Consider the following 24,629-nt stretch of genomic DNA (forward strand, 5'->3'; position numbering starts at 1 on the left):
AGCATGATGTAATGAGGCTATTATGGGCAAGAATGTTGTGGTACTTGGTACCCAATGGGGCGACGAAGGTAAAGGTAAAATCGTCGATCTGCTCACTGATCAGGCGGCTGCAGTTGTTCGCTATCAGGGTGGACACAATGCGGGCCATACACTAGTGGTCGGTGGTAAAAAGACTGTTTTACACCTCATTCCATCAGGAATCTTGCGTGAAAATGTTCTGTGCCTGATTGGCAATGGTGTTGTGCTTTCTCCAGCAGCACTAATTGAAGAAATGAGTATTCTGGAAAAAGAAGGTGTACCGGTAAAAGAGCGCCTGCGTATTTCTCCTAACTGCCCACTTATTTTGCCTAACCATATTGCACTTGACCAGGCACGTGAGAAAAAACGTGGTAATGCTAAAATTGGCACGACTGGTCGCGGTATTGGACCTGCGTATGAAGACAAGGTTGCACGTCGTGCCATCCGCGTTGCTGACCTAGTACGTGGTGGTGAACATCTTACAGCTCAGCTGACTGAACTTCTGGACTACCATAACTTCCAGTTGACTCAATACTACGGTGTTGAAGCAGTTAAACTGGAAGATGTGCTGGCACTGTGTGATGAATGGCGTAAGGTTGTTGCTCCACTGGTTGTGGACGTAACTACTGAATTGCATAACTACCGTAAAAACGGTGACAACATCATGTTCGAAGGCGCGCAAGGTTCACTTCTTGACGTTGATCACGGTACATATCCGTATGTAACTTCTTCGAATACAACTGCTGGTGGTGTAAGCTCTGGTTCAGGTCTAGGTCCATTGCATCTTGATTATGTACTGGGTATTACCAAAGCGTACACAACGCGTGTAGGTGCAGGCCCATTCCCAACTGAGCTGGTGTATGACGCTGCAAATGACACAGGTGATGTAATTGGTAAACACCTAGGTACGATTGGTAATGAATTTGGTGCCTCTACTGGTCGTCAACGTCGTTGTGGCTGGTTCGATGCTGAAATTCTGCGCCGTTCAGTTGATGTAAACTCACTTTCTGGTATTTGCCTGACTAAACTTGACGTTCTTGACGGTTTGGAAGAAGTGAAAATCTGTGTAGGCTATGAAGCTACAGATTCTGGTTGTGTTGGTTCTTCTGATGCGCTTGCATTCGAAACTTTAAAACCGATTTACGAAACTATGCCAGGCTGGTCTGAGTCAACTTTTGGTGCGAAATCACTGGATCAGTTGCCACAAGCTGCATTGAACTATATAAAACGTCTTGAGCAATTGATTGAATGTCCAATCGACATCATTTCAACTGGTCCGGACCGTGCAGAAACTATTGTATTGCGCCATCCGTTTGATGCCTAAATAATAAACGGTTAAAAGCCTCGCTTCAGCGGGGCTTTTTTATGCACACCAAGCTACTCACCGACTAAAGTCGTGCTGTAAAAAATGTAAAGGCTAATTAATCTGCCTTTTAAAATTTTTAGTTGAATATGTTCAGGAAAGAAAATGCAAAGTAACACGTCTAAAACCATGTTTTACTCATTGCTTTTTGCCATTGGAGGCGCACCCACATTAGCGATGTGGATGATTTACATACAGACTAATGGTGCTCTTGAACAACACTGGACAACTTTACTGGCTTTATCTTTTGTACTGGCTGCGATCATTGCGCCTCTCATCCTGATTCAGAATTTTTATATATTATGGAAACGAAAAAAAGTTGATATTGAGGACAAGATTGAGCCAATTGCCCACTTTTATTTTGTACTGGATCTGGTGTGTTTAGTATCATGGATTCTTATCAGTTTTCTCTAATAATTCTATCCGGTTAAGATGAACTGGTTTATTTGAGATAGATCTTGAGAATAATAGGGAATAATGGAAAAAAAGCAATAAGCTCATTTTGTAAACCAAGACATGAGTGATATTAACGAAAACATCATGCCTTAAGCAGTTTAAACACTGATGCGCTTAGCCATTGGCTCTAAAGAATACCTTTATAATCAAAAAATACTAATTACATAAATCCTATGATTATGAAGCGTTTATATATTTTAAGGTGATGACGCTTTCAATATAATGCATCTGTTTATATTGAGGATGACCGTGTCATCCATGTGGAGAGCATTATAATGAACAACAAAATTCTACTCAGCTTTTTTGCTGCTGGTGCAGTGACATTATCAGGATGTAGCACACTTGCTGATTTTGCCGGCGCAGATACCGCGACCCTAAATGCAACAGCCGCACAAAGCTATAACCAAATGGTGCAGGAAGCACGTGCTAAGAATCAGCTAGATACGTCTTCAAGTACTTACCGTCGTGTAAATACTGTATTTAACCGTTTGCGTCCGTATGCTGACCAGATGAACCAGACTGGTGTGAAATTTGATTGGCAGCTAACTGTTTTGAAATCTGACCAGATTAATGCCTATGTTGCACCAGGCGGTAAGGTGGTGGTCTATACCGGTATTGTCAACAAGCTTAACCTGACTGATGCAGAAATTGCTGCAGTTATGGGGCATGAAATGGTCCATGCCCTTGAAGAGCATGCTAAAAGCAAGATTGGTGCACAGGCTTTAACTGGTTTGGCATTAAATGTAGGCAAGGCTTATGCTGGTGATGCTATTGGAAGCCTAGGTTCTGCAGCGCTTGACTTGGGTGCTCAGGTAGGCGTGGGTTTACCCTATTCACGTAGTCTGGAAAGCCGTGCCGATCAGGGTGGTTTAATATTAATGGCACGTGCTGGTTATAATCCGCAAGCTGCAATTACCTTATGGGAAAAAATGAACAAGCTGGAAGGGGCAGGTGGCTCTTCATGGTTATCGACGCACCCATCAAATGGTGAGCGTATTGCTGCAATGCGTAAGAATCTGCCAGCAGCACAGGCAATTTATAATCAGCGTAAATAAAATTGATTTTATAAAAAGGATGCCACGGCATCCTTTTTTTATTGGGCTGCGTTAAGGTGCCGGATTAGGTTGCTGCTTATGAATTTCTTCTATACCTTTCAGAATTTCTGGACTCAAATCTATTTTAAAGGCATCTATATTTTCTTTAAGCTGGTCTAGATTGGTTGCGCCAATAATTGTTGAGGTGACAAAGAACTGCTGCTTAATAAATGCCAGCGCTAGCTGGGTTAATGTTAACCCATGCTTTTCTGCAAGCAAAGCATACTGTTCGGTGGCCCATTCGGATTGCGGGTTAGAGTAGCGTGAAAAACGCGAGTAGAGTGTTACCCGTGCATTTGCAGGTCGTGCGCCATTGCGGAATTTGCCAGTCAGATAACCGAATGCCAGTGGGGAGTAAGCCAGTAAGCCGACACCTTCATATTGGGCAATCTCTGCCATGCCAATTTCATAAGTGCGATTTAATAAATTATAGGGATTTTGAACACTTAAAAATTTTTCTAGTCCCATTTTTTCCGCTAATTGTAAAAATTTCATGGTCCCCCATGGGGTTTCATTGGAAAGGCCAATATAGCGGATACGACCTTTCTTAATTTCATCATTTAAGGCAGTAAGTGTCTCTTCTAGTGGAGTAACCTGGTTAGATAGTTCTATATGCTGGTTACCATAACCAAGTTGACCAAAAAAATTGGTCGGACGCTGTGGCCAATGTAATTGGTACAGATCAATATAATCAGTTTGTAATCTTTGTAGGGATTGGTCTAGTGCAGTAGAAATGTCTGAAGCAATAAAACGGGTATTACCATCACGAATATGGCTACCGCCTTGAGAGGGGCCTGCAATTTTAGAAGCCAAGAATAATTTATCACGGCCACCATGCTGGGAAATCCAGTTACCAATAATACGTTCAGTGGCGCCTTGGGTTTTTGGTTTAGGCGGGACCGGATACATTTCTGCAGTATCCCAGAAGTACAGACCTTGTTCTAAAGCATATGCCAACTGTTGGAAAGCTTCGGACTGGGTATTCTGCTCACCAAAAGTCATGGTACCTAGGCAGATTTCTGGTAATTTAATCCCTGTCTGGGCAAGTGGATGAAATTTCATAATGGTCCCTTTAAAAGTCTGTTATTAGCATAATACAGGGTATAGAGATAGCCAACTTGGTCTTAAGGTGAGTTAAACGTTGCCTGATCTATAAATTCTGGATGAAAAAATAGTACTCGACACAATAATGAGAAATAGATAACTAACTGGTCGATAGTATGAGAATACCTCATGCAATATTACCAAGAAAAAGGCAAATCCGAAGATTTGCCTTTAATTCAATAGATAAAAACTAGAGTTTATTCTTCATCTTCAGTATCAAAATCTGAGGCAGATGATTCATTATTCTGTTCAAGTGAACTATCAAAGATCAGTATCGCTTTACCTTCTGTTTCAATCATACCTTGCTCCTCAAGAGTTTTGAGGACACGGCCAACCATTTCACGTGAGCAGCCTACAATACGGCCGATTTCCTGACGGGTAATACGGATCTGGCGGCCATTAGGTAAAATCATGGCCTCAGGCTGAGATGCCAGATCAATCAGGCAGCGCGCAATTCGTCCAGACACATCAATAAAAGCCAGATCAGTTACTTTACGTGTAGTGTTTTTCAGGCGGCGTACGAGCTGGGCAAATACTGCATAGCTTAAATCGGGAAATTGTTTACTCAGTTCATGAAAATTCTCATAACTAATTTCTGCAATTTCACACATCTCCCGGGTACGAACTTCAGCTGTACGTTGTGGATTGGCTTCAAAAAGCCCCATTTCTCCGAAAAAGTCACCTGGATTTAAATAGGCTACCACAATTTCACGGTCATCATCTTCGCGCAGTACAATAGAGACAGAACCTTTAAGGATGAGATATAAAGATTTGGATTCTGTACCGGCATCAATAATGGTAGTACGTTTTGGAAATCTATTAATTTTTGCTCGTTTTAGTAGTGCTTTCACCGATTCAGGTAGTTGACCTGGAGAAAGGGCGTCAGTACTGAGTTGTGAAAAATTAGAATTCATGCCTAGAGTTCCGAAGGGGATAATAAGAAGATCGCACAAGACCTAAGATGAACTTGTCACACAGCAGAGATGAAATTCCTTATCAACTCGTTTTATGTTAGTGTACAGGTACTTGGTAAATTTATAGCTTTTTTTAGGTAGTTGCAATGCAAACAAGTGTTCATTGGCTAGAGAATGTTGCTTTCGAAGCTAAATCTGAAAGTGGTCATAGTGTCATCATGGATGGGTCAGCGGAATATGGTGGAGAGAACCGTGGACCGCGCCCGATGGAACTTATCCTGATGGGATTGGGTGGATGTGCTTCATTTGATATTGTGACGATTCTGAAAAAATCTCGCCAAGATATTCAGGACGTGGTGTGTCAGCTTAAAGCTGAACGTGCTGATACCATTCCTGCTGTATTTACAAAAATTCATCTGCACTTTGTTGTAACGGGTAAAGATATAAAAGAAAAACAGGTTGCCAAGGCAGTTGAGCTTTCTGCTGAAAAATACTGTTCTGCCAGTAAAATGCTTTCCGATGGCGGCGTAGAAATTACTCACGATTATGAAATTATTGAAACGGTTTAAGCAGTCTAGACTGCCTGAATCAGCATGCCGGTTTTTACCGGCATTTTTTATTGTTTATTTTTATAAAAAAGAACTCCCTATACTTGAAACCTTCATGATGTGAGCTCATATTATAACTGAAATCTAATGTTTTTGTTTTAATAAGATTTTGAAAAATATATATAATTCTGTTTGAATTTTACAAAAGTGTTCCCATCTATTACTCAAGTACAGAATTTTTGTGAGGAATAACAAGAATGCGATTCGAAAAATTTACTAACCGGTTACAACAGGCTCTATCTGATGCCCAGTCTCTAGCAATGGGTAAAGATCATACTGCAATTGACAGTATCCATATTTTGGCAACTTTAATTGAGGAACCTTCCAACTTAAGTTTGCTACAACAGGCAGGTGCCAATCTTCGTGAACTACAGCAACGGCTTGAAAAAGCCTTCAATGATGCGCCAGTGTTATCTAACCCTACTGGAGATATTAATTTAAATCCTGATGCTGTAAAAATATTAAATCTGGCTGACCGTTATGCACAAAAGGCAGGAGATGAATTTATATCTACCGATTGGGTCATGCTGGCACTAGCAGAGTCAGGAAATAGTAAAACTATTTTAAACGGCGTGGGCGTAACTGCAGAGACGCTACGCCCTGTAATTGAAAAAATTCGAGGTAGTGAGAAAGTCATGAGTAATAATCATGAAGAACAACGCGACTCATTAAATAAATATACCATTAACCTCACTGAACGTGCACTGGCCGGAAAACTTGATCCGGTTATTGGCCGTGATGATGAGATTCGTCGTACGATTCAGGTCTTGTCACGACGTACCAAAAATAACCCGGTACTGATCGGTGAACCCGGAGTAGGTAAGACAGCCATTGTAGAGGGCTTGGCTCAGCGTATTGTAAACGGTGAAGTCCCAGAAAGCTTGAAAGATAAACAGGTACTGTCTTTAGACTTGGGTTCACTTCTGGCTGGTGCAAAATATCGTGGTGAATTTGAAGAGCGTCTAAAAGCGGTTTTAAATGACCTGGCTAAACAAGAAGGCAGGGTGATCCTGTTTATTGACGAGTTACATACACTGGTAGGTGCAGGTAAAACCGATGGCGCCATGGATGCAGGTAATATGCTCAAACCTGCTCTAGCCCGTGGTGAACTGCGTTGTGTGGGTGCTACTACACTCGATGAATACCGTCAGTATATTGAGAAAGATGCCGCACTTGAACGTCGCTTTCAGAAAGTTCTTGTAGATGAACCAAGTGTAGAAGATACCATCGCAATTTTGCGTGGTTTAAAAGAACGTTATGAAGTGCATCACGGTGTCAAAATTTTAGACTCGGCAATTATTGCTGCAGCGAAAATGTCGCATCGTTATATTACTGATCGGCAGCTGCCGGATAAAGCCATTGACCTGATTGATGAGGCAGCTTCACGAATTAAAATGGAGCTGGACTCTAAGCCTGAAGCTTTGGATAAACTGGACCGTCGTCTGATTCAACTGAAAATGCAGCTTGAAGCCGTTAAGAAAGATGAAGATGCCGGAAGCAAGTCTGAAGTCAACTATCTGGAAAAACAGATTGAGGAAGTTCAGAAAGAATATAATGATCTTGAAGAAGTATGGAAGGCTGAAAAAACGCTGGTAGAGGGAACCAAAAAAGCACAGGTGGAGCTGGATCAGGCTCGGGTTGCTTTAGAAAAAGCCCAACGTGAAGGAGACTGGGCTGAAGCCAGCCGTTTGCAATATGGTGTTATTCCGGAATTGCAAAAACAGCTTGAGCAGGACGAAGTGATTGAAGACCACGAAGAGCCTAAATTGCTGCGTAATAAAGTGACTGATAATGAGATTGCAGAAGTCGTCAGTGCTGCCACAGGTATTCCTGTCGCGAAAATGCTGCAAGGTGAGCGTGAAAAACTGCTGCATATGGAAGAGTTTCTGCATAATCGCGTAGTTGGGCAGGATGAAGCTGTAATTGCGGTATCCAATGCTGTTCGTCGTTCACGTGCCGGATTGTCAGATCCAAACCGCCCAAGTGGATCATTCCTGTTCCTTGGCCCAACGGGTGTAGGTAAAACAGAATTAACTAAAGCTTTAGCGAATTTCCTGTTTGATAGTGACGATGCCATGATCCGGATTGATATGTCTGAGTTTATGGAAAAACATTCAGTCAGCCGCTTGGTAGGCGCACCTCCAGGTTACGTAGGTTATGAAGAAGGGGGGGTATTGACTGAAGCAGTACGCCGTAAACCTTATAGTGTTATTCTGTTTGATGAAGTCGAGAAGGCTCATCCAGATGTCTTTAATATTTTATTACAGGTACTGGACGATGGCCGACTGACTGACTCGCAAGGACGAGTGATTGACTTTAAAAATACTGTCATTGTAATGACTTCGAATCTGGGTTCACAAGATGTTCGTGAACTGGGTGAAGGGGCCAGTGATGAAGAAATGCGTTCTGTGGTTATGAGTGCAGTAAGCCATCATTTCCGTCCGGAGTTTATTAACCGGATCGATGAGCTGGTGATTTTCCATTCACTGAAAAAATCACAGATTCGTGGTATTGCTGACATTCAACTGGAACGTTTACGTTCACGTCTGGCTGAACGCGATATGAGCTTGACAATAGATGATACAGCCTTTGATCTGTTAATTGATGCAGGTTTCGACCCGGTGTATGGCGCGCGTCCATTGAAACGTGCTATCCAGTCACAGGTAGAAAATACTTTGGCACAAAAAATTCTTTCTGGTGAATTCCAGGCTGGAGATAATATTTTGATCAAAGGGGAACATGGTCATCTTGAGTTTGATAAGCTCAAACTTAACTAAATTTGTATAAAAAAGCCCACATTCAATGTGGGCTTTTTTATTTTATACATAACTTTATCTAGATAAAATTTAATTTACTGGATAATGCTGGATTTTCCAGGCACGGTGGATTTTCTGATTGCGTTTGAAATCCGGCCCGATAGTCTCCTGAGTGATTTCTTCAATATCAAACATGGCTTCAATTTCTTCATCCATCTCGAAACCGCGGTAATTATTTGAAAAATAAAGCGTACCTTCGGTTGTGAGACGGTTCATGGCACGTTTAAGTAATGAAACATGGTCACGTTGTACATCAAAGGTTCCGTAGAACTTTTTCGAGTTTGAGAAAGTGGGCGGATCAATAAAAATCATATCATACTGTTCATGGCCTTCTTTAAGCCACTCAAAACAGTCACTGGCAAAGAACTGGTGCTGCTGGTCAGGATGGTCAACAGTTAAGCCGTTTAAAACAAAATTTTCTTTAGACCAGTTTAAGTAGGTATTTGACAGGTCTACACTGGTTGTACTGGCTGCCCCGCCGAGTGCAGCATGCAGGCTGGCTGTAGAAGTATAACTGTACAGATTCAGGAAGTGTTTACCTTTAGCCTCACGTGCAATACGTAGGCGCATTTGACGGTGGTCGAGAAACAGTCCGGTATCTAGATAATCTGTCAGGTTCACTAAAATTCTGGCTTGTCCTTCCTGAACAATAAACCGTTTGGACGCCGTACTCTGCTTTTCATACTGTGCTTTACCTGCTTGACGGGCACGGGTTTTAATAAATATCGCATCACGCCCCAGGCCCGTCACTGTCCGGATAGCGGCAAGTGCCAAATTAAAACGTTTCTTGGCTTTTTCCGGATCAATCGTTTTTGGTGGAGCATATTCCTGCACATGCAAACGGTCACCGTACAAGTCAACTGCAACGTTAAAATCAGGCAGATCTGCATCATAAAGACGCAGGCAGAACACACGATCCTTGGTTGCCCATTTTTTCAAGGTTTGCATATTTTTTTGCAATCGATTAGCAAAATCTTGAGCCCCTTCAATTTCTACATTTTGAGGCTGCCATTTTTCTAGGAAAGGTATGTTATCGGATGCAGGTTTGATAGTTCCAAAACGAATATAAATTGGCAGCTTACCATTCATTAGGCGTAGAGTTTCAGGATGCTCAAATGCCAGAACATCTGCCTGTTCTACTTGTGCCGCAATTATTGCTGCATATTGGTTAGGAAAGTGTTTCTGTAACTGGCCAGATAAACCGAGATAAAGTGCCCGGTTAGAAGCTTTCTCGCCTAAACGTTCGCCATATGGGGGATTGGTGACAATAAATGCAGTTTTTTCAGTAGCATCGAATTCAGGCCAGTCAGCAAGTGTACGTTCTTCTACCTGAATCTGTTCCAGCTGTTTCTCGAATCCGGCGGCGGCAATATTCTGGCGGGTAGCTTTAACCGCTTCCCAGTCCGCATCAAAAGCATAAAATTTAGGTAAAGGCTGTTCAAGTGCCTGCTCGTGGCGTTCTACTGCTTCGGCTTTAAGTGACATCCATAATTCACGGTCATGACCATGCCAGCCATTAAAGCCAAAACGGCGTACCAGGCCCGGAGCCCGGTCAGTCAGAATCATGAGAGACTCAATAATAAATGTACCTGAACCGCACATTGGATCTAAAATAATATCCGGCTTTCTTTTTTCAATACCAGCCTTATGTAATATTGCTGCTGCTAGATTCTCTTTAATCGGTGCATCGGTCATATAGCGACGATAGCCGCGTTTATGCAGGGAATCTCCGGATAAATCCAGACAATAAGTATGTTCAGTTTTACCAGCCAATACGTATAAGGTAATTTCTGGTTGCTTTGTATCAATACTAGGACGGCGGCCCACTGCTTCCATAAAGGCATCGACTACACCATCCTTAACACGTAAGGTGGCAAACTGGGTATTGACCTTAATATCACGCTCTACGTGCAGACGGATAGCAAAAGTACTTTGAGGTGCAAAAATAAGTGACCAGTCAAAGCTAAGCGCACCATCATACAGTTCTTCAGCCACATCGCGGGCGTCATGACTAAACTCGATTTCCTGGGTATGAATGGGTAACAATACGCGTGAGGCCAGACGTGACCACATACAGATACGGTAAGCAGTCTCCAGAGAACCTTGAAAAACTAACCGGCCTGGTTTGCGTTCTACATTTGACGCACCGAGTTGTGCGATTTCCTCTTCAAGCAAGAGCTCCAAACCATCAGCACAGGTGACCCAATAAGTAGATAAACGTTGCGATGCATTCATGCAAATTTCCAAACCAGACAAGCAAACGACAATTTTAACGTATTTTCGTTGTTTTAGGCGGATGATCTTAAGAAGTTATTTCAGAAATTGTTTATCTTCATTATCCCGTGCATTATTAAAGAGAATGATTTCTCTTGATGAAACTAAACAGGTTTAAACATAATTCCTTTCATATTTTAAATTTCTGGTATGTATCTTGCTAAATTCTTGAACATATTAGTGTTTATTTGCCATACAAGCAGATGTACTAACCATGTACAAAACTGACTTAATATTTTTTAAAATAAAACAAGGGGATTTTATGAATATTTTATCTTCAAATCACAGTGATATTTTTTCTATCGCAACTTTAATTTATACACGCTTACGCCGTGTATCTGGACGCGTAATTGATGTGATGTATATGGTGGAAAGTGAAAGCTACACTCAGTATGTCATGGAGTTGGCCAAAAAAACGCAGGATGCAGAACTCATCCGTTTGGTAACACGTCTCTCTGCTCTAGTTTGTCCACCAATCATGGCAGAGGTGGAAGCACAAAATAATGAAGAGAGCACTGAGTTGTTTGATAGAGAGGTGACGAAAGAGCCAGATTATCAGGCGCAGGTAGCTCATCATTATATTGGTGCACTCAGATAATAATGCTCTAAACAGGGAAGTTTTAAGACTTAATCTGGATTTAAATTTAAATAAAGAAAAATAATTTCTTAATATGAAGAACTGATTTAATTTATCTTTTTGAAATAGATGGTTAATAGTTCATAAAATAAATAATTCTACTAAAAATTTTGAAAAATCTGGCTGCCCAAACTGAGGGAGAATCTATATAATGCATTAACTTAACGTCTAAGGAATCTCTCATGCATTTGGCTGCACTGCATACGCCGAGTCAGATTCAGCTCAATCAATACGGTCATCTTAAACATTTTCTGACCATTGAAGGCCTTTCCCAGCAAACCCTCATAAAAATTCTCGATACTGCTTCTTCCTTTTTTAATGATCAAAACCAACTCATAACCTCACCTTTACTCGAAGGCCGTACGGTCATGAACCTGTTTTTCGAGAACTCGACCCGCACCCGCACAACTTTTGAAGCTGCTGCTAAACGTTTATCAGCCAATGTACTGAATATTGATATCGCCCGTTCCAGTACATCTAAAGGTGAAACCCTGCGTGATACGCTGTGGAATCTTGAAGCAATGGCGGCCGATCTTTTTGTTGTACGCCATTCATCTTCAGGTGCTGCACATTTTATTGCAAAAGATGTGTGCCCGAATATCGGGATCATTAACGCGGGAGATGGACGTCACGCCCATCCCACCCAGGCTATGCTGGATATGCTTACGATCCGTCGTGAAACTGCCCGGCCATTTGAAGAGTTAAGTGTTGCCATTATTGGTGATATCAAACATTCACGGGTAGCACGTTCGGATGTAGCCGCGCTACAGACCTTAGGCTGTAAAGATATCCGCGTCATTGCGCCGAATACCTTATTACCTTTTGGCTTTAAGGAATTTGGTCCGGAAGTCCGACTTTTTAATAACATGGATGAAGGCGTAAAAGATTGCGATGTCATTATTGCACTTCGCATCCAAAATGAACGTATTGATTCACCTGCACTTTCTTCACAGTCTGAATTTTATAAAATGTATGGACTGAATGAAGACCGGCTGGCATTAGCAAAACCGGATTGTATTGTCATGCATCCAGGCCCAATGAACCGTGGCGTAGAAATCGACTCCAGCATCGCTGATGGTCCGCAGTCAGTAATCTTGCGTCAGGTGACCAACGGTATAGCAGTACGTATGGCTGTGCTGGCACTAACAATGCAAGGGCAGTTAGAAGAGAAAGGTTTGATTGAAGCGCTGGCGATATAAGGGTAAAGAAATGAGTATTGTCAAAATTGAAAATGTACGCGTTCTTGACCCGATCGCCAAAACTGACAGGATTGAAACAATCTTTTTGCAAAATGGTACGCGTGTCGATGCCAGTGATGATGTCGAAAGAACTATTAATGGACAAGGTAAATGGCTTATGCCAACTATGGTTGACCTGTGTGCACGGTTGCGCGAACCGGGTCAGCAGCAGCATGGGACATTAAAATCTGAAGGCCGGGCTGCACGTCATAATGGTATTTTGCATGTGATTACACCGCCAGACTCCAAGCCGATTGTTCAGGATAATGGCTCGCTGATTCATGGCTTACAAGAGAAAGCTATGTTGGATGGTGGTATTTATCTGCATATTATCGGTGCACAGACTCAAGGTCTAAATGGTAAGCAGCCTGCCAATATGGCTGGGCTGAGAAAAGGGGGATGTACTGCAGTTTCTAATGCTCATGCACCTTTTGAGAATGATGATGTAGTTATCCGTACCTTGGAATATGCAGCGGGTCTGGATATGACCGTTGTGTTTTATGCTGAAGAGCCGCAAATTGCCAAAGATGGCTGTGCCCATGAAGGTTTTGTCGCTTCACGCCAAGGCTTGCCTATGATTCCGGTTATGGCAGAGACCGTCGCTATTGCTAAATATCTGCTTATGATAGAGGCAACCGGAGTACGTGCCCATTTTGGTCTGCTATCTTGTGGCGCATCTGTTGAACTGATCCAGATTGCTAAGGCCAAAGGCTTACCTGTAACTGCTGATGTTGCCATGCACCAGTTGCACTTAACTGACCAGTTGACAGATGGATTCAATTCACTGGCGCATGTACGTCCTCCTCTACGCTCAGCACAGGACAAAGAACTATTACGCCAAGGCTTGAAAACGGGAATAATTGATGCCATTTGTACGCATCATGAACCCTTATCCGGTTCTGCTAAAATGGCGCCGTTTGCAGAAACCTTGCCGGGAATCAGTGCATTTGATACTTATATTCCGTTTGGTATCCAGCTGGTTAAAGAAGGCCTGTTCAGCCCGTTAGAATGGGTAGAAAAAGTAACATTGGAGCCGGCACGAGTAGCCAATATGGTAAAACGCTGGCAGTCAGAATCAGGCTGGGTACTGGTTGATCCTGAGCTGGAATGGACAGTCAGTAAGGAAAATATGCTGTCTAAAGGTAAAAATACACCACTGATTCAGCAAAAGGTGCAAGGTAAGGTCGTAGAAATATTCCTGCCTTGAACAGAATGATATGGAAGAAATAGAAAAGCCAGCATAAGCTGGCTTTCTTATTGAGTTTTTCAGTGATTTATTAAAATTTCTATAACATTTTGTTATTTCTAAAGAGTTTCGCTAGTAACCATATTAATATTCAGCATAGTATAAAAAACAGCTTATTTTAAATGCATTAATTCCAATAATAATGCCAATAAAAGAGAGAATGATGATGAGTATAAATTTTATTGAATTATTGAGGCAAAAGGTTTCAGCTATTGTTCTAGAAGGTGAGACCACTTATCTGGTAGAAAAGTCTGATGCACTGGCACAATTTTATCCAGTTTTACTGGCCATTTTAAAAGCTCGGCCTGAGCTGATACCTTCTTTAGAAAACCAGTTAAATCCGACTCTAAATGAATTATTCGGACATCATGTCGCTCTTAAAGAACAATTTTTAAATCAGGTAAGTGGTAGTATTCCTCATCTCGAAACCGAGCGCATATTAAACCAGTCTATTACACCGACAATGGCTGTTTTAATCGAAGAGGCGGGGAGTCCAGACCCGGAAGCGATCAGACATCTGCTTTATACTCATCAGGATATTATTCTGGCTGTATTACCACACTGGGCGATGGCACTATTAGCCGGCTTAGGTATTAATCCTGCAGCAGGGGAAACTCTTTATCAGGCCCCACGAGAACCAGATCCGGTCATTATAGAGGATCGAAGAACCAATCTTTTATGGCCATTGATTGGTATTGTTGTTTTAGCAATTCTGGCAGCACTGATGCTCAGGGCGTGTGATGATGATCAAGAGACTGATCAGCAGGCTGTAGTCAATGGAACCCAGCCAGCATACTTTCAGTTAACCACTGGAGATGAAGGTGAGTTGATTACCTGCCAGATAAGAATCAGTGATTTAAAATATGTAGATATTTTACAAGGCGAGGTTAAGTATACTTTTAGTCATCCTTCTGGTTGTGGTGTAGATACCCAGTCTATCTATCATGCAAGTTTTATGAATCAGGATGCTTTACCAAGTGTATTGAAAATCGTACAGGGTGTACCAAATTCTTCAATTACCTGGACAGGTAAAGAAATTAATATCCAGTCTTCCCGTAATAGTGATGCACAGAGTCTGGTTAGTCAGATTCGCTTGCTAGTACCAGATATGACTATCACCACCCAGCAACCCGTTGCCAACAATCCTCCGCCAACCCATGCTGGAATTACAGATGCTGAACGTACCTTATCACAAATTAATCCTGATAATATTAAACCACTAGATATAGCTACCGCACTGAATCTTGAAGTAATTCATTTTGCCAGCGGTTCTGCACAAGTACCGGATGTTAATAAACCGATTCTTGATCAGGCGGCTGCCCTGTTGCAACGCGTGCCAAATGTAGTCGTCACTGTAAAAGGTCACACCGATGCTGAAGGCAGTGAAGCTGTTAATAACAATCTGTCTGTACAGCGTGCTCAGGCTGTGGTGAATTATCTGGTAAGCCGAGGAGTGAGCCCAAGTAAGCTGCAAGCTTTAGGATATGGTCAGGACCAGCCGGTTACTGATAATGCAACCAGTCAAGGCAAATTTCAGAATCGCCGGATTGAGTTTGAAATTTTGAATACGGATACGGGTGTAGTTCGTGAAGTAAATGAACAAGGCGTTAAACCTGCTTCATGATTTTAATATTAGATAAAATAAATATTTTTAAAAAGGTCAGTTAAACTGGCCTTTTTATATCATTTGAATTTTCATATTTTAATGAAGATAAAAATTTAAAATAACGATTGATAGATTAAAGCAGATTTATGCTTGGTGTTTTATAAAGCGCTTTAATAATAAAATATAAAAAAGGTTTATATTATTTTATTAGTTTGAACTGTAGATAAAAATAAGCATGAGAAATCTGGTCAGTTACCTCAAAACCTGATTAAAATACGCCCCATAAAATTACAATACACTCTGGATTAAAGATGAAAAAATTATTAGCCCTATCAATGCTTTCATGTATTGCTGTATTAGGGGGATGTGATGGCTTTAAAAATAAAGATAAACAGGATCAGGCGGCTGTTCAGGATATGGCAGACTGGAGCTGTACCAATCAGGATAATCTGAACCAGATTCAAAAATACCTTAAAAGTGAATATTTAAAAGAAGTTGAAAAGAACCTCAGGCAGTCTGACTATTATGAAGCAGACCGGGAGCTTCTGGCTAAAATCAACCAGAGCTTAAGGTTTGAGGTTAAAAATGTGCGTACCGTGACCGAAGATCCTAAGAATGCGAATCAGTTAAACTGTGAAAGTCAGCTGGTTGTACATTTTCCAAAAGGCTTATTGCAACGTGCAGAAAATGCCTATCAGAAATACTTGGAAAACTGTGAAGAATGTGAGGGCGGAACGACTATAGCTGACTATCTGGAAGAAGGTGAATCAGGTTTATCCCTAAATAATAACCAGTTGCGCGGTACATTTTCTTATGACATTAGCAAGACTGACAAAGAAGGCTTGAGTCTGGATATTCCTAATCAGAACGCAGTCATCGATGGTGTGGTTTTTGTTACGGTAAAAGCAGTGCAATATGCAGCTTACGTCAAAGAAAATCAGGAAATTCAAAATTCTATCAAAGAATCTGTTCATGAGAATACTGTCCAGACTGAACTTGCACAAAAAGCAATGGATATCCGCAAAAAAGAACTGGATGCTGAAAAACAGAAGCAAGTAGAACGTTTGAACCAGATTTGGGACAGTCTGACAGAAGAGCAGCGTACTCAGTTAAAGCAAGACCAGTCTGACTGGTTTGAAAAACGTGATGTAGATTGTAAGGTAATCTCGCAGAGAAGTGTTTATCAGATTCCTGAAGCAGAACGCGAGGTTTATCAAAAGCAGTCAAATTACTGGGATAAAGCCATGGAGCAGCAAAATCAGGATATGCAGTACACCAAATGCTTTAATCAGAAAACTGCTGAACGTAGTGTCTATCTCAATAACCTGTTTTAATGGATGACTGTTGAAAAGAAAAAGGGCGGATTGATTCGCTCTTTTTTTATTGGCATGCTAGAGCATTATTTTCACTATCAGTCTTTTATGCGTATTAGTTTTATCGGTTCAGGCAAGGTAGCGACTCATCTGGCACGGGGACTTGCAAAACAGCATCAAATTGTTCAGGTGTTCAACCGTAATCTGGTTCATGCCAGACAACTTGCAGAGCAATTCAATGCTGAACCAATTGACCACTATCATGATATCAATTCACAGATTGACCTGATAATTATTGCAGTAAGTGATCAGGCAATTACAGAAACAATTGTTCAGTTAGCTCCGTATTTATCAAGCAGTCTCGTCGTACATACATCCGGAAGTACTGCTTTAAATATCCTATCGCAACATTATTCTCATGCGGGTGTTCTATATCCGTTGCAGACTTTCAGTTTTGAACGTGAGATTGACTGGCAGGCTACTCCAATATTTATTGAGGCAACTGAAGCTAAAAATCTGGAAATTCTTAAATATTTGGCAAATAGCCTAAGTCAAAGGATATATAACTATTCTTCAGCCCAGCGTTTAAGCCTGCATCTCGCTGCCGTATTTGCCTGTAATTTTACTAACTATTGTTATGATCTGGCCAAACAGATAGTAGACCAGCAACAGGTAGATTTTTCGCTGCTTTATCCCTTGATCAGTGAAACTGCCCAGAAGGCACTGCAACATGATCCACATTTAATGCAAACTGGTCCTGCAGTGCGTGGAGACCAGAATATCCTTAATATGCATATGCAGCTACTTAATCACGCTGAGCGTGAAGATTTAAGGGAAATATACCAATTGATGAGTCAAAGTATTTTAAAATCACATCAATGTATTAAATAAAAATATTGGACTCGCTCAAACTTGAAGCAGTAAAAAACAGGACCGAAGTATGGCAAAGGATTTTAATAGCTCCAAGGTTGTGAACACTTATAATGAGCACATCCGTAAACTGATTCCAGGTTATGAGTTGGTACATCAGCAAATTCAGGCTTTATTGAAAGCCTATATTGCCGGTAACCAAGTACACCTATTAATTATAGGTTGCGGTACTGGCTATGAGCTGGGTTATCTGCTTCAGCAATTTCCAGAGTGGAAATTTACTGCAATTGATATATCTGCCACCATGCTTGATAAGGCCAAACAATATGTTCAACAATTTGATGGCAATAATCGAGTAAATTTTATTCTGGGTGATATGAGTCAGCTAGATACTGATCAGAATTTTGATGCAGCCTTATCTATATTAGTCACACATTTTATTAGTTATGCTGAGAAATCTAAATTTTTAAAACAGATCTATGAGACCTTAAAACCAGGCGGAATGTTTATAACTTTTGATCTGGTAAAAATGGTATCACTGCAGGAAAAACTCAGCTTAAAGTATATATGTGAAAATAATGGTCTCAGTGAAAAGCAGACTGGAGCCATGCTTCAACGTTTAGAAGATGACTTTTTCGCTTTGTCTCAACAGGAGACTTTCCAATTTTTAAAACAGGCTGGCTTTAGCCAAGTCAAAAGATTTACCCAGCTTTTATGTTATGAGGGGTTTATTGCACAGCGTTAAGCTGGCGAATATCTTAATTCACCAGCTTGTTTTTTAATCACTGAATCTTTTTAAAAATAAAGTCATTAATTTTGTGGCCCGCTTCAATACCACGGCGCTCAAATTTGGTTTGTGGACGCCAGTCCGGACGTGGATAACTATGACCTTTTCCTGCAAGGTTTTCCAGTCTAGGACGATTGTCTAGAACCTCAAGCATCCATTCTGCATAAGGTTCCCAGTCAGTAGCCGAGTGGAAGGTACCACCGAGTTCAAGCTTTTGTTCAACCAGTTCCATACGTTCATGAGCTACAAAACGGCGTTTGAAGTGGCGTTTTTTCTGCCAGGGATCTGGGAAATACAGCTGAATGCAGTTGATACTGTTATCTGGCATTTCACGCAGTACCTGAATAGCATCGGCATCCAGTAAACGCAGATTTTTTAGTCCTGCCATACCTGCCTCATAGACACATTGTGCTATACCGGGCACATGTACTTCAATCCCTATAAAATTACGCTCAGGATTGGCTTTGGCCATAAGCACTAGCGAACGGCCCATACCAAAACCAATTTCTACAGTCAGCGGGCGTTCAGGGTATTCAAAGTGTTGACGTAAGTCACCTACCGGATACTCTAAAATCAAATTACGATACTGTTCCAGAGCTGTGCGCTGTGAAGTATTTAGCGGTGAGGAGCGACGCATAAATGTCACAATTTCACGATGTTCAGGCAAATTGTCCAGTTCGGTAATTTGCGTTTCTAACTGATCGGTTGACATAATCTTGGCAGTACTAAAATCTGAAAACGCTATTTTAAAGACTGAAAAGGGCAAGTCAAATTTTTTGCACTCACTTAAGCTTAAAACATGCAGGTACTAAAAATAGCACTTTAAAACTTGAAAAATTATTGAATCTTCTCAATATTGTATAAAGTAAATTTTATTTCAATATTTACGCTTTTTTGCAATTTATAACTTTGTTGACTTGAAAGTCTTTATGAAGCGTTTTAAAACATTATGAGTTAAATAACAAGGATCATATATGAAGCTTTATTATTCTCCAGGTGCATGTTCACTCGCAGCGCATATTATTTTAAATGAAATTAATGTGGATTTTGATTTAGAGCGAGTGAATTTAAAAACTCATAAAACAGAAAAAGGTACTGATTATTACGAAATCAATCCAAAGGGTTATGTGCCTGCGCTTGAGATCAATCCGGGTCTAATTTTAACTGAAAATGTAGCCATTCTTCCTTTTCTTGCCCAGCATGACCCAAAACAGGATCTAATTCCGCCATCAGGCATGGGACGTGCCAAAGTGCTTGAATGGCTGGGATATCTGAATTCTGAACTGCATGACGCTTACGCTGTATTTTTTACAGGTAAACTGGGGGATGATGAAAAAGAAAAGGCCTATGCTGAGGTTGACCGACTACTAACGTATATTGACAATTATCTAGAAAACTGGGAATGCGATTATCTGGTTGATGATAATTTTGGTCCGGCTGATGCTTATCTATTTGTGCTCACCAACTGGTCAAATCATATTGAACATGACCTGAGCCCATATAAGAATATTGTGGCTTTACGCAACAAAATTGCAGAACGTCAATCTGTTCAGATTGCAATGCGTGATGAAGGCTTGATTCCTTAAGCTGGTTGCTTTAAAAAGGACTCATATTGAGTCCTTTTTTTATTAATACTATTTAAAGAAGTAGCCCGTCTCTGGGGAGCTAGCATTTGCCATACGTTTACGTGGCATACGACCAGCCAGATATGCTTCACGGCCAGCTTCAACTGCTTTTTTCATAGCAGAGGCCATTACTACCGGTTGCTGTGCAGCAGCAATTGCAGTGTTCATGAGTACACCATCACAACCAAGCTCCATAGCAATTGCAGCGTCACTTGCTGTACCTACTCCTGCATCAACCAGTACCGGAACTTTGGCATTTTCTTTAATAATCGAAATAGTATGAGGATTCAGAATTCCCAAACCTGAGCCAATCAGGCTACCAAGTGGCATAATCGCTACACAGCCCATACTTTCGAGTTCTTGGGCTACGATTGGGTCATCCGAGGTATAAACCATAATCTCGAAACCATCGTCAATCAGGGTACGTGCAGCTTTTAGTGTAGCTGTAACATTCGGATATAATGTTTTTTCATCACCTAGTACTTCAAGCTTGACCAGATTATGGCCATCAAGTAATTCACGTGCCAGCATACAGGTACGAATGGCACTATCAGCATCAAAGCAGCCTGCTGTATTCGGTAAGATCGTATATTTTTCTGGAGGAATAACAGAGAGCAGGTTAGGCTGATCTGGATGCTGTCCAATATTCACGCGCCGGATGGCAACAGTTACTATTTCAGCACCACTTGCCTGAATAGCCAAATCAGTTTCATTTAAGTCTTTATATTTTCCGGTGCCAACCAGCAAACGTGAACTGAATTGACGGGAACCAATAATTAAAGGGGTATCTTGCATGGAAGAGCTCCAGATTAGCCGCCACCGACAGCGTGAATAATTTCAATACGATCTTGATCCGAAATAGGGGTATGTTCCAGTTTGCTTTTAGGAATGATCATTTCATTCATTTCTACTGCAAAACGCTTACCCTCTAGTGCAAGTGACTGGACCAATTCTAAAAGGTTCTGGCAGGGCGTATGCATAAGTTCGCCATTTAAATAGATCTGCATACCATTATTTCCATTCTTATCTTAAATATTTAAATGCATTCCAGGCCAGCAATAACCATCCACCAATCATCAGCGCCCCCCCAATAGGTGTAATCGCGCCAAGACCACGCGGAAGCCCTAAAGCCATAATATACAGTGAGCCACAAAACAGAAAAATACCAAACTGGATGAGCAGGAAACTGCCTTTAATTGGGAGCTGAGGCAAAGTCTTACTTATCACACCTAAAATCAATAAGCCTAAAGCATGATAGAAAAAGTATTCTGTTGCTGTGTGCCACCAAGCCAGTTGAGCTTCACTGGCGCGAGTCTTTAAACCGTGTGCACCAAAAGCACCTACCATGACCGCCAAGGCAAGGTTGAGTGCGGAGATTGCAATCCACATAAGCCATAACCACCTGAAAAACTAGATGAACATTAACATAGATTTACATAGAGAATAAGGTTAATAAATAACAAAAATGAGAAACTAAAAAATAAGAAAGGGCAATAAATGCCCTTGGATTTCGAGAAAATAATCAGGTTGTAGACATGGCAACCTTGATTTTTTCCATTGCATTTTTTTCTAACTGACGAATACGTTCTGCTGAAACATTATATTCTGCTGCCAGTTCATGTAGGGTTGACTTGTCATCATCGAGCCAGCGGCGTTGCAGGATATTCCGTGATCGGTCATCTAACTGATCCATAGCATTATGTAATGCCGAGTTGCTCTGTTCTTCCCAGTCCTCGTCTTCTACCAGACGGGCAGGATCATAGCGGCTGTCTTCCAGATAAAGTACCGGCGCCACATGACTAGATGAATCATCATCGTCATCACCTTGTGCCTCAAAAGCAGCATCATAGGCAGTAAGACGGCCTTCCATTTCCAGAACCTGCTCTGGTGTTACATTTAAATCATTTGCAATTGAGCGCGCTTCTTCGAGCGTTAACTTTTTACTGGACTTTTTTAAGCTACGCAGATTAAAAAATAATTTACGCTGTGCTTTCGTAGTGGCAATTTTTACAATACGCCAGTTACGAATAACGTATTCATGTATTTCGGCTTTAATCCAGTGAACTGCAAAAGACACCAAGCGCACACCCATGCTTGGATCAAAGCGTTTGACTGCTTTCATTAGTCCCAGATTACCTTCTTGAATCAGGTCACCCTGAGGCAAGCCGTAACCTGCATAACTGCGTGCAATGTGAACAACGAAACGCAGGTGCGACATGACCAGCATTTTCGCTGCATCTAGATCCTGATCATAATAATAACGTTCAGCAAGTTCTTTTTCCTGCTCGGCTGTTAAAATGGGGATCTGGTTAACGGTGCTAATATATGCACCGAGATTGACCCCTGGCGCAGATAATGACAGGGGCATCAATTGATTGCTGCTGTCACTCATGAGTTCTCCTTGTAGGACGATAATCGTACCAATGCATTTATCTTAATCGGAAAGATTTCCATAATTAAGGAATATTGGGTAGAAAAATGTAAAGTTTTATACCTTTAACACTGTATTATCTTAAAGGAAAATAATTAAGATTCAATTAAATAGTGGTATTCTTGAGCATGATTCTGAGTCAGGGTACATTTAATCTGATGGAGCCGGCAGTAACGTACAATATCTATCTCGCTATTTGGATCGGAAGCTTTTAAAATAAAGATAAATGGCGCCTTGGTTTGCTTTAAGGCCCGTTTTAACATTAGTAGTGGCATTGGGCAGGGCTGACCCAATGCATCGATTTCTACAGGGGTTGCCCCAAAAGTTTCGTTCATAATCTGAACTCAGAAAAAATTAGCTTTCATGAAAGGTATTTTAGCAAATAAAATCAGCTGACTGAATTTGCATTAGGAATCAATAGTAAAATATTTAAAAATAGAATTCAGTTCAATTATCATACAAAAACATAAACGAACGTAAAGAAGAATTCATTAAAAAAACTATTAATTGTCATAAACCCATGCTAAGCTCGTTGCGTACTTAGGGATTACCACTACCTAAATTGTGGTGAAACTTAAATATTTATGGATGTAACCGGGAATTTGTTAATAGTTTTACAGAATGATTACAAGCTTAGAAATAATAACTATTTTTAAATCTTGTTTGCTCTGCTGTTTGCAACACCGGAAGGTCCTTTAATTGAAGCAACTGAGGATTGACTTATGACAGCTCGTGAACAAGGCGTAGTAAAGTGGTTTAACGACACTAAAGGTTTTGGTTTTATTCAGCGTAACGGTGGTGATGACGTATTTGTTCATTTCCGTGCGATTATGGGTGAAGGCCATCGCTCACTACGTGACGGTCAACGCGTTGAATTCAGCGTAGTAAAAGGTCAAAAAGGTTTTCAGGCTGAAGAAGTGCAGCCTTTAGACTAATTCATCAATTTTGATTGATGAGAGGCGCTCCAATTTTCGTATTGGGGCGTTTTTGTTTATAATGAACGCCAATTTGGGTGATTAATAGTTAGAGCACGTATATGGCATCTGGTTTTGAAACCTTGAATTTACATCCGAAACTGAAAAGAGCGATTGATGCTTTAGGGTTCAAGGAAATGACTCCTATCCAGCAGAAGGTGTTAAATTATACCTTGGCTGGACACGATGCAATTGGTCGTGCGCAAACTGGTACGGGTAAAACAGCGGCCTTCCTGATCAGTGTAATCAATGATCTGCTTAATAATCCGATTAAAGAACAGCGTTATCGTGGTGAGGCAAGGGCTCTAATCCTGGCTCCTACACGTGAACTGGCTCTGCAAATTGAAAGTGATGCTAAAGAGTTAACCAAATTCACAGATCTGCATCTGGTTACATTACTGGGTGGTGTAGATTTTGATAAGCAGAAAAAACAGCTTGATCAGAATTTTGTTGACATTATTGTGGCAACTCCAGGACGTTTGATAGATTTTGTAGAACAAAAAGAGGTTTGGCTGGACCAGATCGAATTTTTAGTGATTGATGAAGCTGACCGTCTGCTGGATATGGGATTCATTCCTTCAGTGAAAAGGATTGTACGGTTTTCACCTCGTAAAGAACAACGTCAGACTCTGATGTTCTCGGCTACGTTCAGTTATGATGTACTGAACTTGGCTCAGCAATGGTTATTCGAGCCTGTTACAGTAGAAATTGAACCTGAAAAGAAAACCAATGCTGACGTTGAACAACGTGTGTATATGGTAGCGAACCGGGACAAATATAAGCTGCTACAAGAAATTTTACGTGATGAACCAATTGAAAAGGTTATGATCTTTGCAAATCGTCGTGATCAGGTGCGCCGTCTCTATGATCATTTGAAAAAGGATGGTTACAAAGTCGTTATGCTTTCAGGTGAAATTGCTCAGGATAAACGGCTGAAAATGCTGGATCAGTTCAAAAATGGCAAGCATAACATCATGATTGCTACTGATGTGGCCGGACGCGGTATTCATGTTGATAATGTTTCACATGTTATTAATTTTACTTTACCTGAACAGTCAGATGATTATGTTCATCGTATTGGTCGTACTGGTCGTGCTGGCGCACAGGGTGTCAGTATCAGCTTTTTATCAGAAGACGATGCGTTTTATCTGCCAGCCATTGAAAAAGCAATTGGACAGAAACTGCCACTTACTCGTTTAGATGGTTATTGTTAATTAAAGTGTTTAGATGAATTATCCCGGTCAATATGCCGGGA

The 24,629-nt window shown here is 41.0% G+C and carries 24 protein-coding genes; 15 read left to right on the forward strand and 9 right to left on the reverse strand.

From position 1 onward, the window contains the following. The first annotated feature begins 22 nt into the window (after window positions 1–22). The 3 genes from J502_RS03490 (at window position 23) to J502_RS03500 (ending at window position 2,892) form a co-directional block, all read left to right on the forward strand. Complete coding sequence (locus J502_RS03490; protein WP_034683150.1) at window positions 23–1,342, forward strand: adenylosuccinate synthase; 1,320 nt, start codon at window positions 23–25, stop codon at window positions 1,340–1,342. Between the two features lie 144 nt (window positions 1,343–1,486). Beyond that, entirely contained in the window at window positions 1,487–1,795 is a 309-nt protein-coding gene (locus J502_RS03495) for a phosphoethanolamine transferase domain-containing protein (protein ID WP_005014961.1), read from the forward strand. Between the two features lie 317 nt (window positions 1,796–2,112). Continuing rightward, entirely contained in the window at window positions 2,113–2,892 is a 780-nt protein-coding gene (locus J502_RS03500) for a M48 family metallopeptidase (protein ID WP_005014959.1), read from the forward strand. A 51-nt stretch (window positions 2,893–2,943) separates the two neighbouring features. Here the strand turns inward: J502_RS03500 and J502_RS03505 are convergent, their stop codons facing one another. Beyond that, on the reverse strand, window positions 2,944–3,993 hold the full coding sequence (locus J502_RS03505) for an NADP(H)-dependent aldo-keto reductase (protein WP_034683152.1): 1,050 nt from the start codon (window positions 3,991–3,993) through the stop codon (window positions 2,944–2,946). 239 nt (window positions 3,994–4,232) lie between these two features. Continuing rightward, the gene (crp, locus tag J502_RS03510; protein ID WP_005014956.1) at window positions 4,233–4,949 is read right to left on the reverse strand and encodes a cAMP-activated global transcriptional regulator CRP; all 717 of its coding nucleotides are present in this window, start codon (window positions 4,947–4,949) and stop codon (window positions 4,233–4,235) included. A gap of 146 nt (window positions 4,950–5,095) precedes the next feature. Here crp and J502_RS03515 point away from each other — a divergent pair, with 146 nt between their 5' ends. Then, complete coding sequence (locus tag J502_RS03515) at window positions 5,096–5,518, forward strand: OsmC family protein (RefSeq protein WP_005014955.1); 423 nt, start codon at window positions 5,096–5,098, stop codon at window positions 5,516–5,518. Between the two features lie 236 nt (window positions 5,519–5,754). Further along, window positions 5,755–8,334, forward strand: a complete 2,580-nt coding sequence (gene clpB / locus J502_RS03520; protein ID WP_005014950.1) for an ATP-dependent chaperone ClpB — start codon at window positions 5,755–5,757, stop codon at window positions 8,332–8,334. A 69-nt stretch (window positions 8,335–8,403) separates the two neighbouring features. Here clpB and rlmKL read toward each other — a convergent pair whose 3' ends face one another. Next, entirely contained in the window at window positions 8,404–10,608 is a 2,205-nt protein-coding gene (gene rlmKL, locus J502_RS03525) for a bifunctional 23S rRNA (guanine(2069)-N(7))-methyltransferase RlmK/23S rRNA (guanine(2445)-N(2))-methyltransferase RlmL (protein WP_005014949.1), read from the reverse strand. A 301-nt stretch (window positions 10,609–10,909) separates the two neighbouring features. On the opposite strand from rlmKL, the gene J502_RS03530 reads away from it, so the two are divergent. The 7 genes from J502_RS03530 to J502_RS03560 all read left to right on the forward strand — a co-directional run bounded on the left by J502_RS03530 (window position 10,910) and on the right by J502_RS03560 (window position 18,302). After that, window positions 10,910–11,245, forward strand: coding sequence for a hypothetical protein (locus J502_RS03530; protein WP_005014948.1), 336 nt, complete (start codon window positions 10,910–10,912; stop codon window positions 11,243–11,245). Window positions 11,246–11,466: 221 nt separating this feature from the next. Beyond that, entirely contained in the window at window positions 11,467–12,483 is a 1,017-nt protein-coding gene (locus J502_RS03535; RefSeq protein ID WP_005014947.1) for an aspartate carbamoyltransferase catalytic subunit, read from the forward strand. Window positions 12,484–12,493: 10 nt separating this feature from the next. Further along, window positions 12,494–13,729 carry a dihydroorotase gene (locus J502_RS03540; RefSeq protein WP_005014946.1) on the forward strand — a complete coding sequence of 412 codons (1,236 nt, stop codon included), beginning with the start codon at window positions 12,494–12,496 and terminating at the stop codon, window positions 13,727–13,729. Between the two features lie 202 nt (window positions 13,730–13,931). Next, window positions 13,932–15,392 (forward strand): OmpA family protein, encoded by a 1,461-nt coding sequence (locus J502_RS03545; protein WP_005014945.1) that lies wholly within the window; start codon window positions 13,932–13,934, stop codon window positions 15,390–15,392. Window positions 15,393–15,685: 293 nt separating this feature from the next. Further along, window positions 15,686–16,708, forward strand: a complete 1,023-nt coding sequence (locus J502_RS03550) for a lysozyme inhibitor LprI family protein (protein ID WP_005014944.1) — start codon at window positions 15,686–15,688, stop codon at window positions 16,706–16,708. An 87-nt stretch (window positions 16,709–16,795) separates the two neighbouring features. Then, complete coding sequence (locus J502_RS03555; RefSeq protein ID WP_034683186.1) at window positions 16,796–17,578, forward strand: Rossmann-like and DUF2520 domain-containing protein; 783 nt, start codon at window positions 16,796–16,798, stop codon at window positions 17,576–17,578. Between the two features lie 49 nt (window positions 17,579–17,627). Continuing rightward, a complete protein-coding gene (locus J502_RS03560; RefSeq protein ID WP_005014940.1) occupies window positions 17,628–18,302 on the forward strand; it encodes a class I SAM-dependent methyltransferase in 675 nt (224 codons plus the stop codon). A 37-nt stretch (window positions 18,303–18,339) separates the two neighbouring features. Here the strand turns inward: J502_RS03560 and trmB are convergent, their stop codons facing one another. Continuing rightward, window positions 18,340–19,056, reverse strand: coding sequence for a tRNA (guanosine(46)-N7)-methyltransferase TrmB (gene trmB, locus J502_RS03565; protein WP_005014937.1), 717 nt, complete (start codon window positions 19,054–19,056; stop codon window positions 18,340–18,342). A 262-nt stretch (window positions 19,057–19,318) separates the two neighbouring features. On the opposite strand from trmB, the gene J502_RS03570 reads away from it, so the two are divergent. Further along, window positions 19,319–19,930: a glutathione binding-like protein gene (locus J502_RS03570; RefSeq protein ID WP_005014936.1), complete on the forward strand. Its 612-nt coding sequence runs from the start codon at window positions 19,319–19,321 to the stop codon at window positions 19,928–19,930. A gap of 48 nt (window positions 19,931–19,978) precedes the next feature. Here J502_RS03570 and J502_RS03575 read toward each other — a convergent pair whose 3' ends face one another. The 5 genes from J502_RS03575 to J502_RS03595 all read right to left on the reverse strand — a co-directional run bounded on the left by J502_RS03575 (window position 19,979) and on the right by J502_RS03595 (window position 22,735). After that, window positions 19,979–20,764 (reverse strand): thiazole synthase, encoded by a 786-nt coding sequence (locus tag J502_RS03575; RefSeq protein WP_005025409.1) that lies wholly within the window; start codon window positions 20,762–20,764, stop codon window positions 19,979–19,981. Window positions 20,765–20,778: 14 nt separating this feature from the next. Next, entirely contained in the window at window positions 20,779–20,976 is a 198-nt protein-coding gene (gene thiS / locus J502_RS03580) for a sulfur carrier protein ThiS (RefSeq protein WP_005014927.1), read from the reverse strand. 16 nt (window positions 20,977–20,992) lie between these two features. Continuing rightward, window positions 20,993–21,358, reverse strand: a complete 366-nt coding sequence (locus J502_RS03585) for a DUF423 domain-containing protein (protein ID WP_005014926.1) — start codon at window positions 21,356–21,358, stop codon at window positions 20,993–20,995. Between the two features lie 133 nt (window positions 21,359–21,491). Next, window positions 21,492–22,361, reverse strand: coding sequence for an RNA polymerase sigma factor RpoH (gene rpoH / locus J502_RS03590; protein WP_005404220.1), 870 nt, complete (start codon window positions 22,359–22,361; stop codon window positions 21,492–21,494). Between the two features lie 134 nt (window positions 22,362–22,495). Next, the gene (locus J502_RS03595; RefSeq protein ID WP_005014924.1) at window positions 22,496–22,735 is read right to left on the reverse strand and encodes a sulfurtransferase TusA family protein; all 240 of its coding nucleotides are present in this window, start codon (window positions 22,733–22,735) and stop codon (window positions 22,496–22,498) included. A 387-nt stretch (window positions 22,736–23,122) separates the two neighbouring features. Here J502_RS03595 and J502_RS03600 point away from each other — a divergent pair, with 387 nt between their 5' ends. Further along, window positions 23,123–23,335 (forward strand): cold-shock protein, encoded by a 213-nt coding sequence (locus tag J502_RS03600; RefSeq protein WP_005014923.1) that lies wholly within the window; start codon window positions 23,123–23,125, stop codon window positions 23,333–23,335. A 101-nt stretch (window positions 23,336–23,436) separates the two neighbouring features. Beyond that, on the forward strand, window positions 23,437–24,588 hold the full coding sequence (gene rhlB, locus J502_RS03605) for an ATP-dependent RNA helicase RhlB (RefSeq protein ID WP_034683154.1): 1,152 nt from the start codon (window positions 23,437–23,439) through the stop codon (window positions 24,586–24,588). Window positions 24,589–24,629 lie beyond the last annotated feature (41 nt).

This window comes from Acinetobacter sp. 1294596, from assembly GCF_000582925.1.
Classification (GTDB): Bacteria; Pseudomonadota; Gammaproteobacteria; order Pseudomonadales; family Moraxellaceae; genus Acinetobacter; species Acinetobacter radioresistens.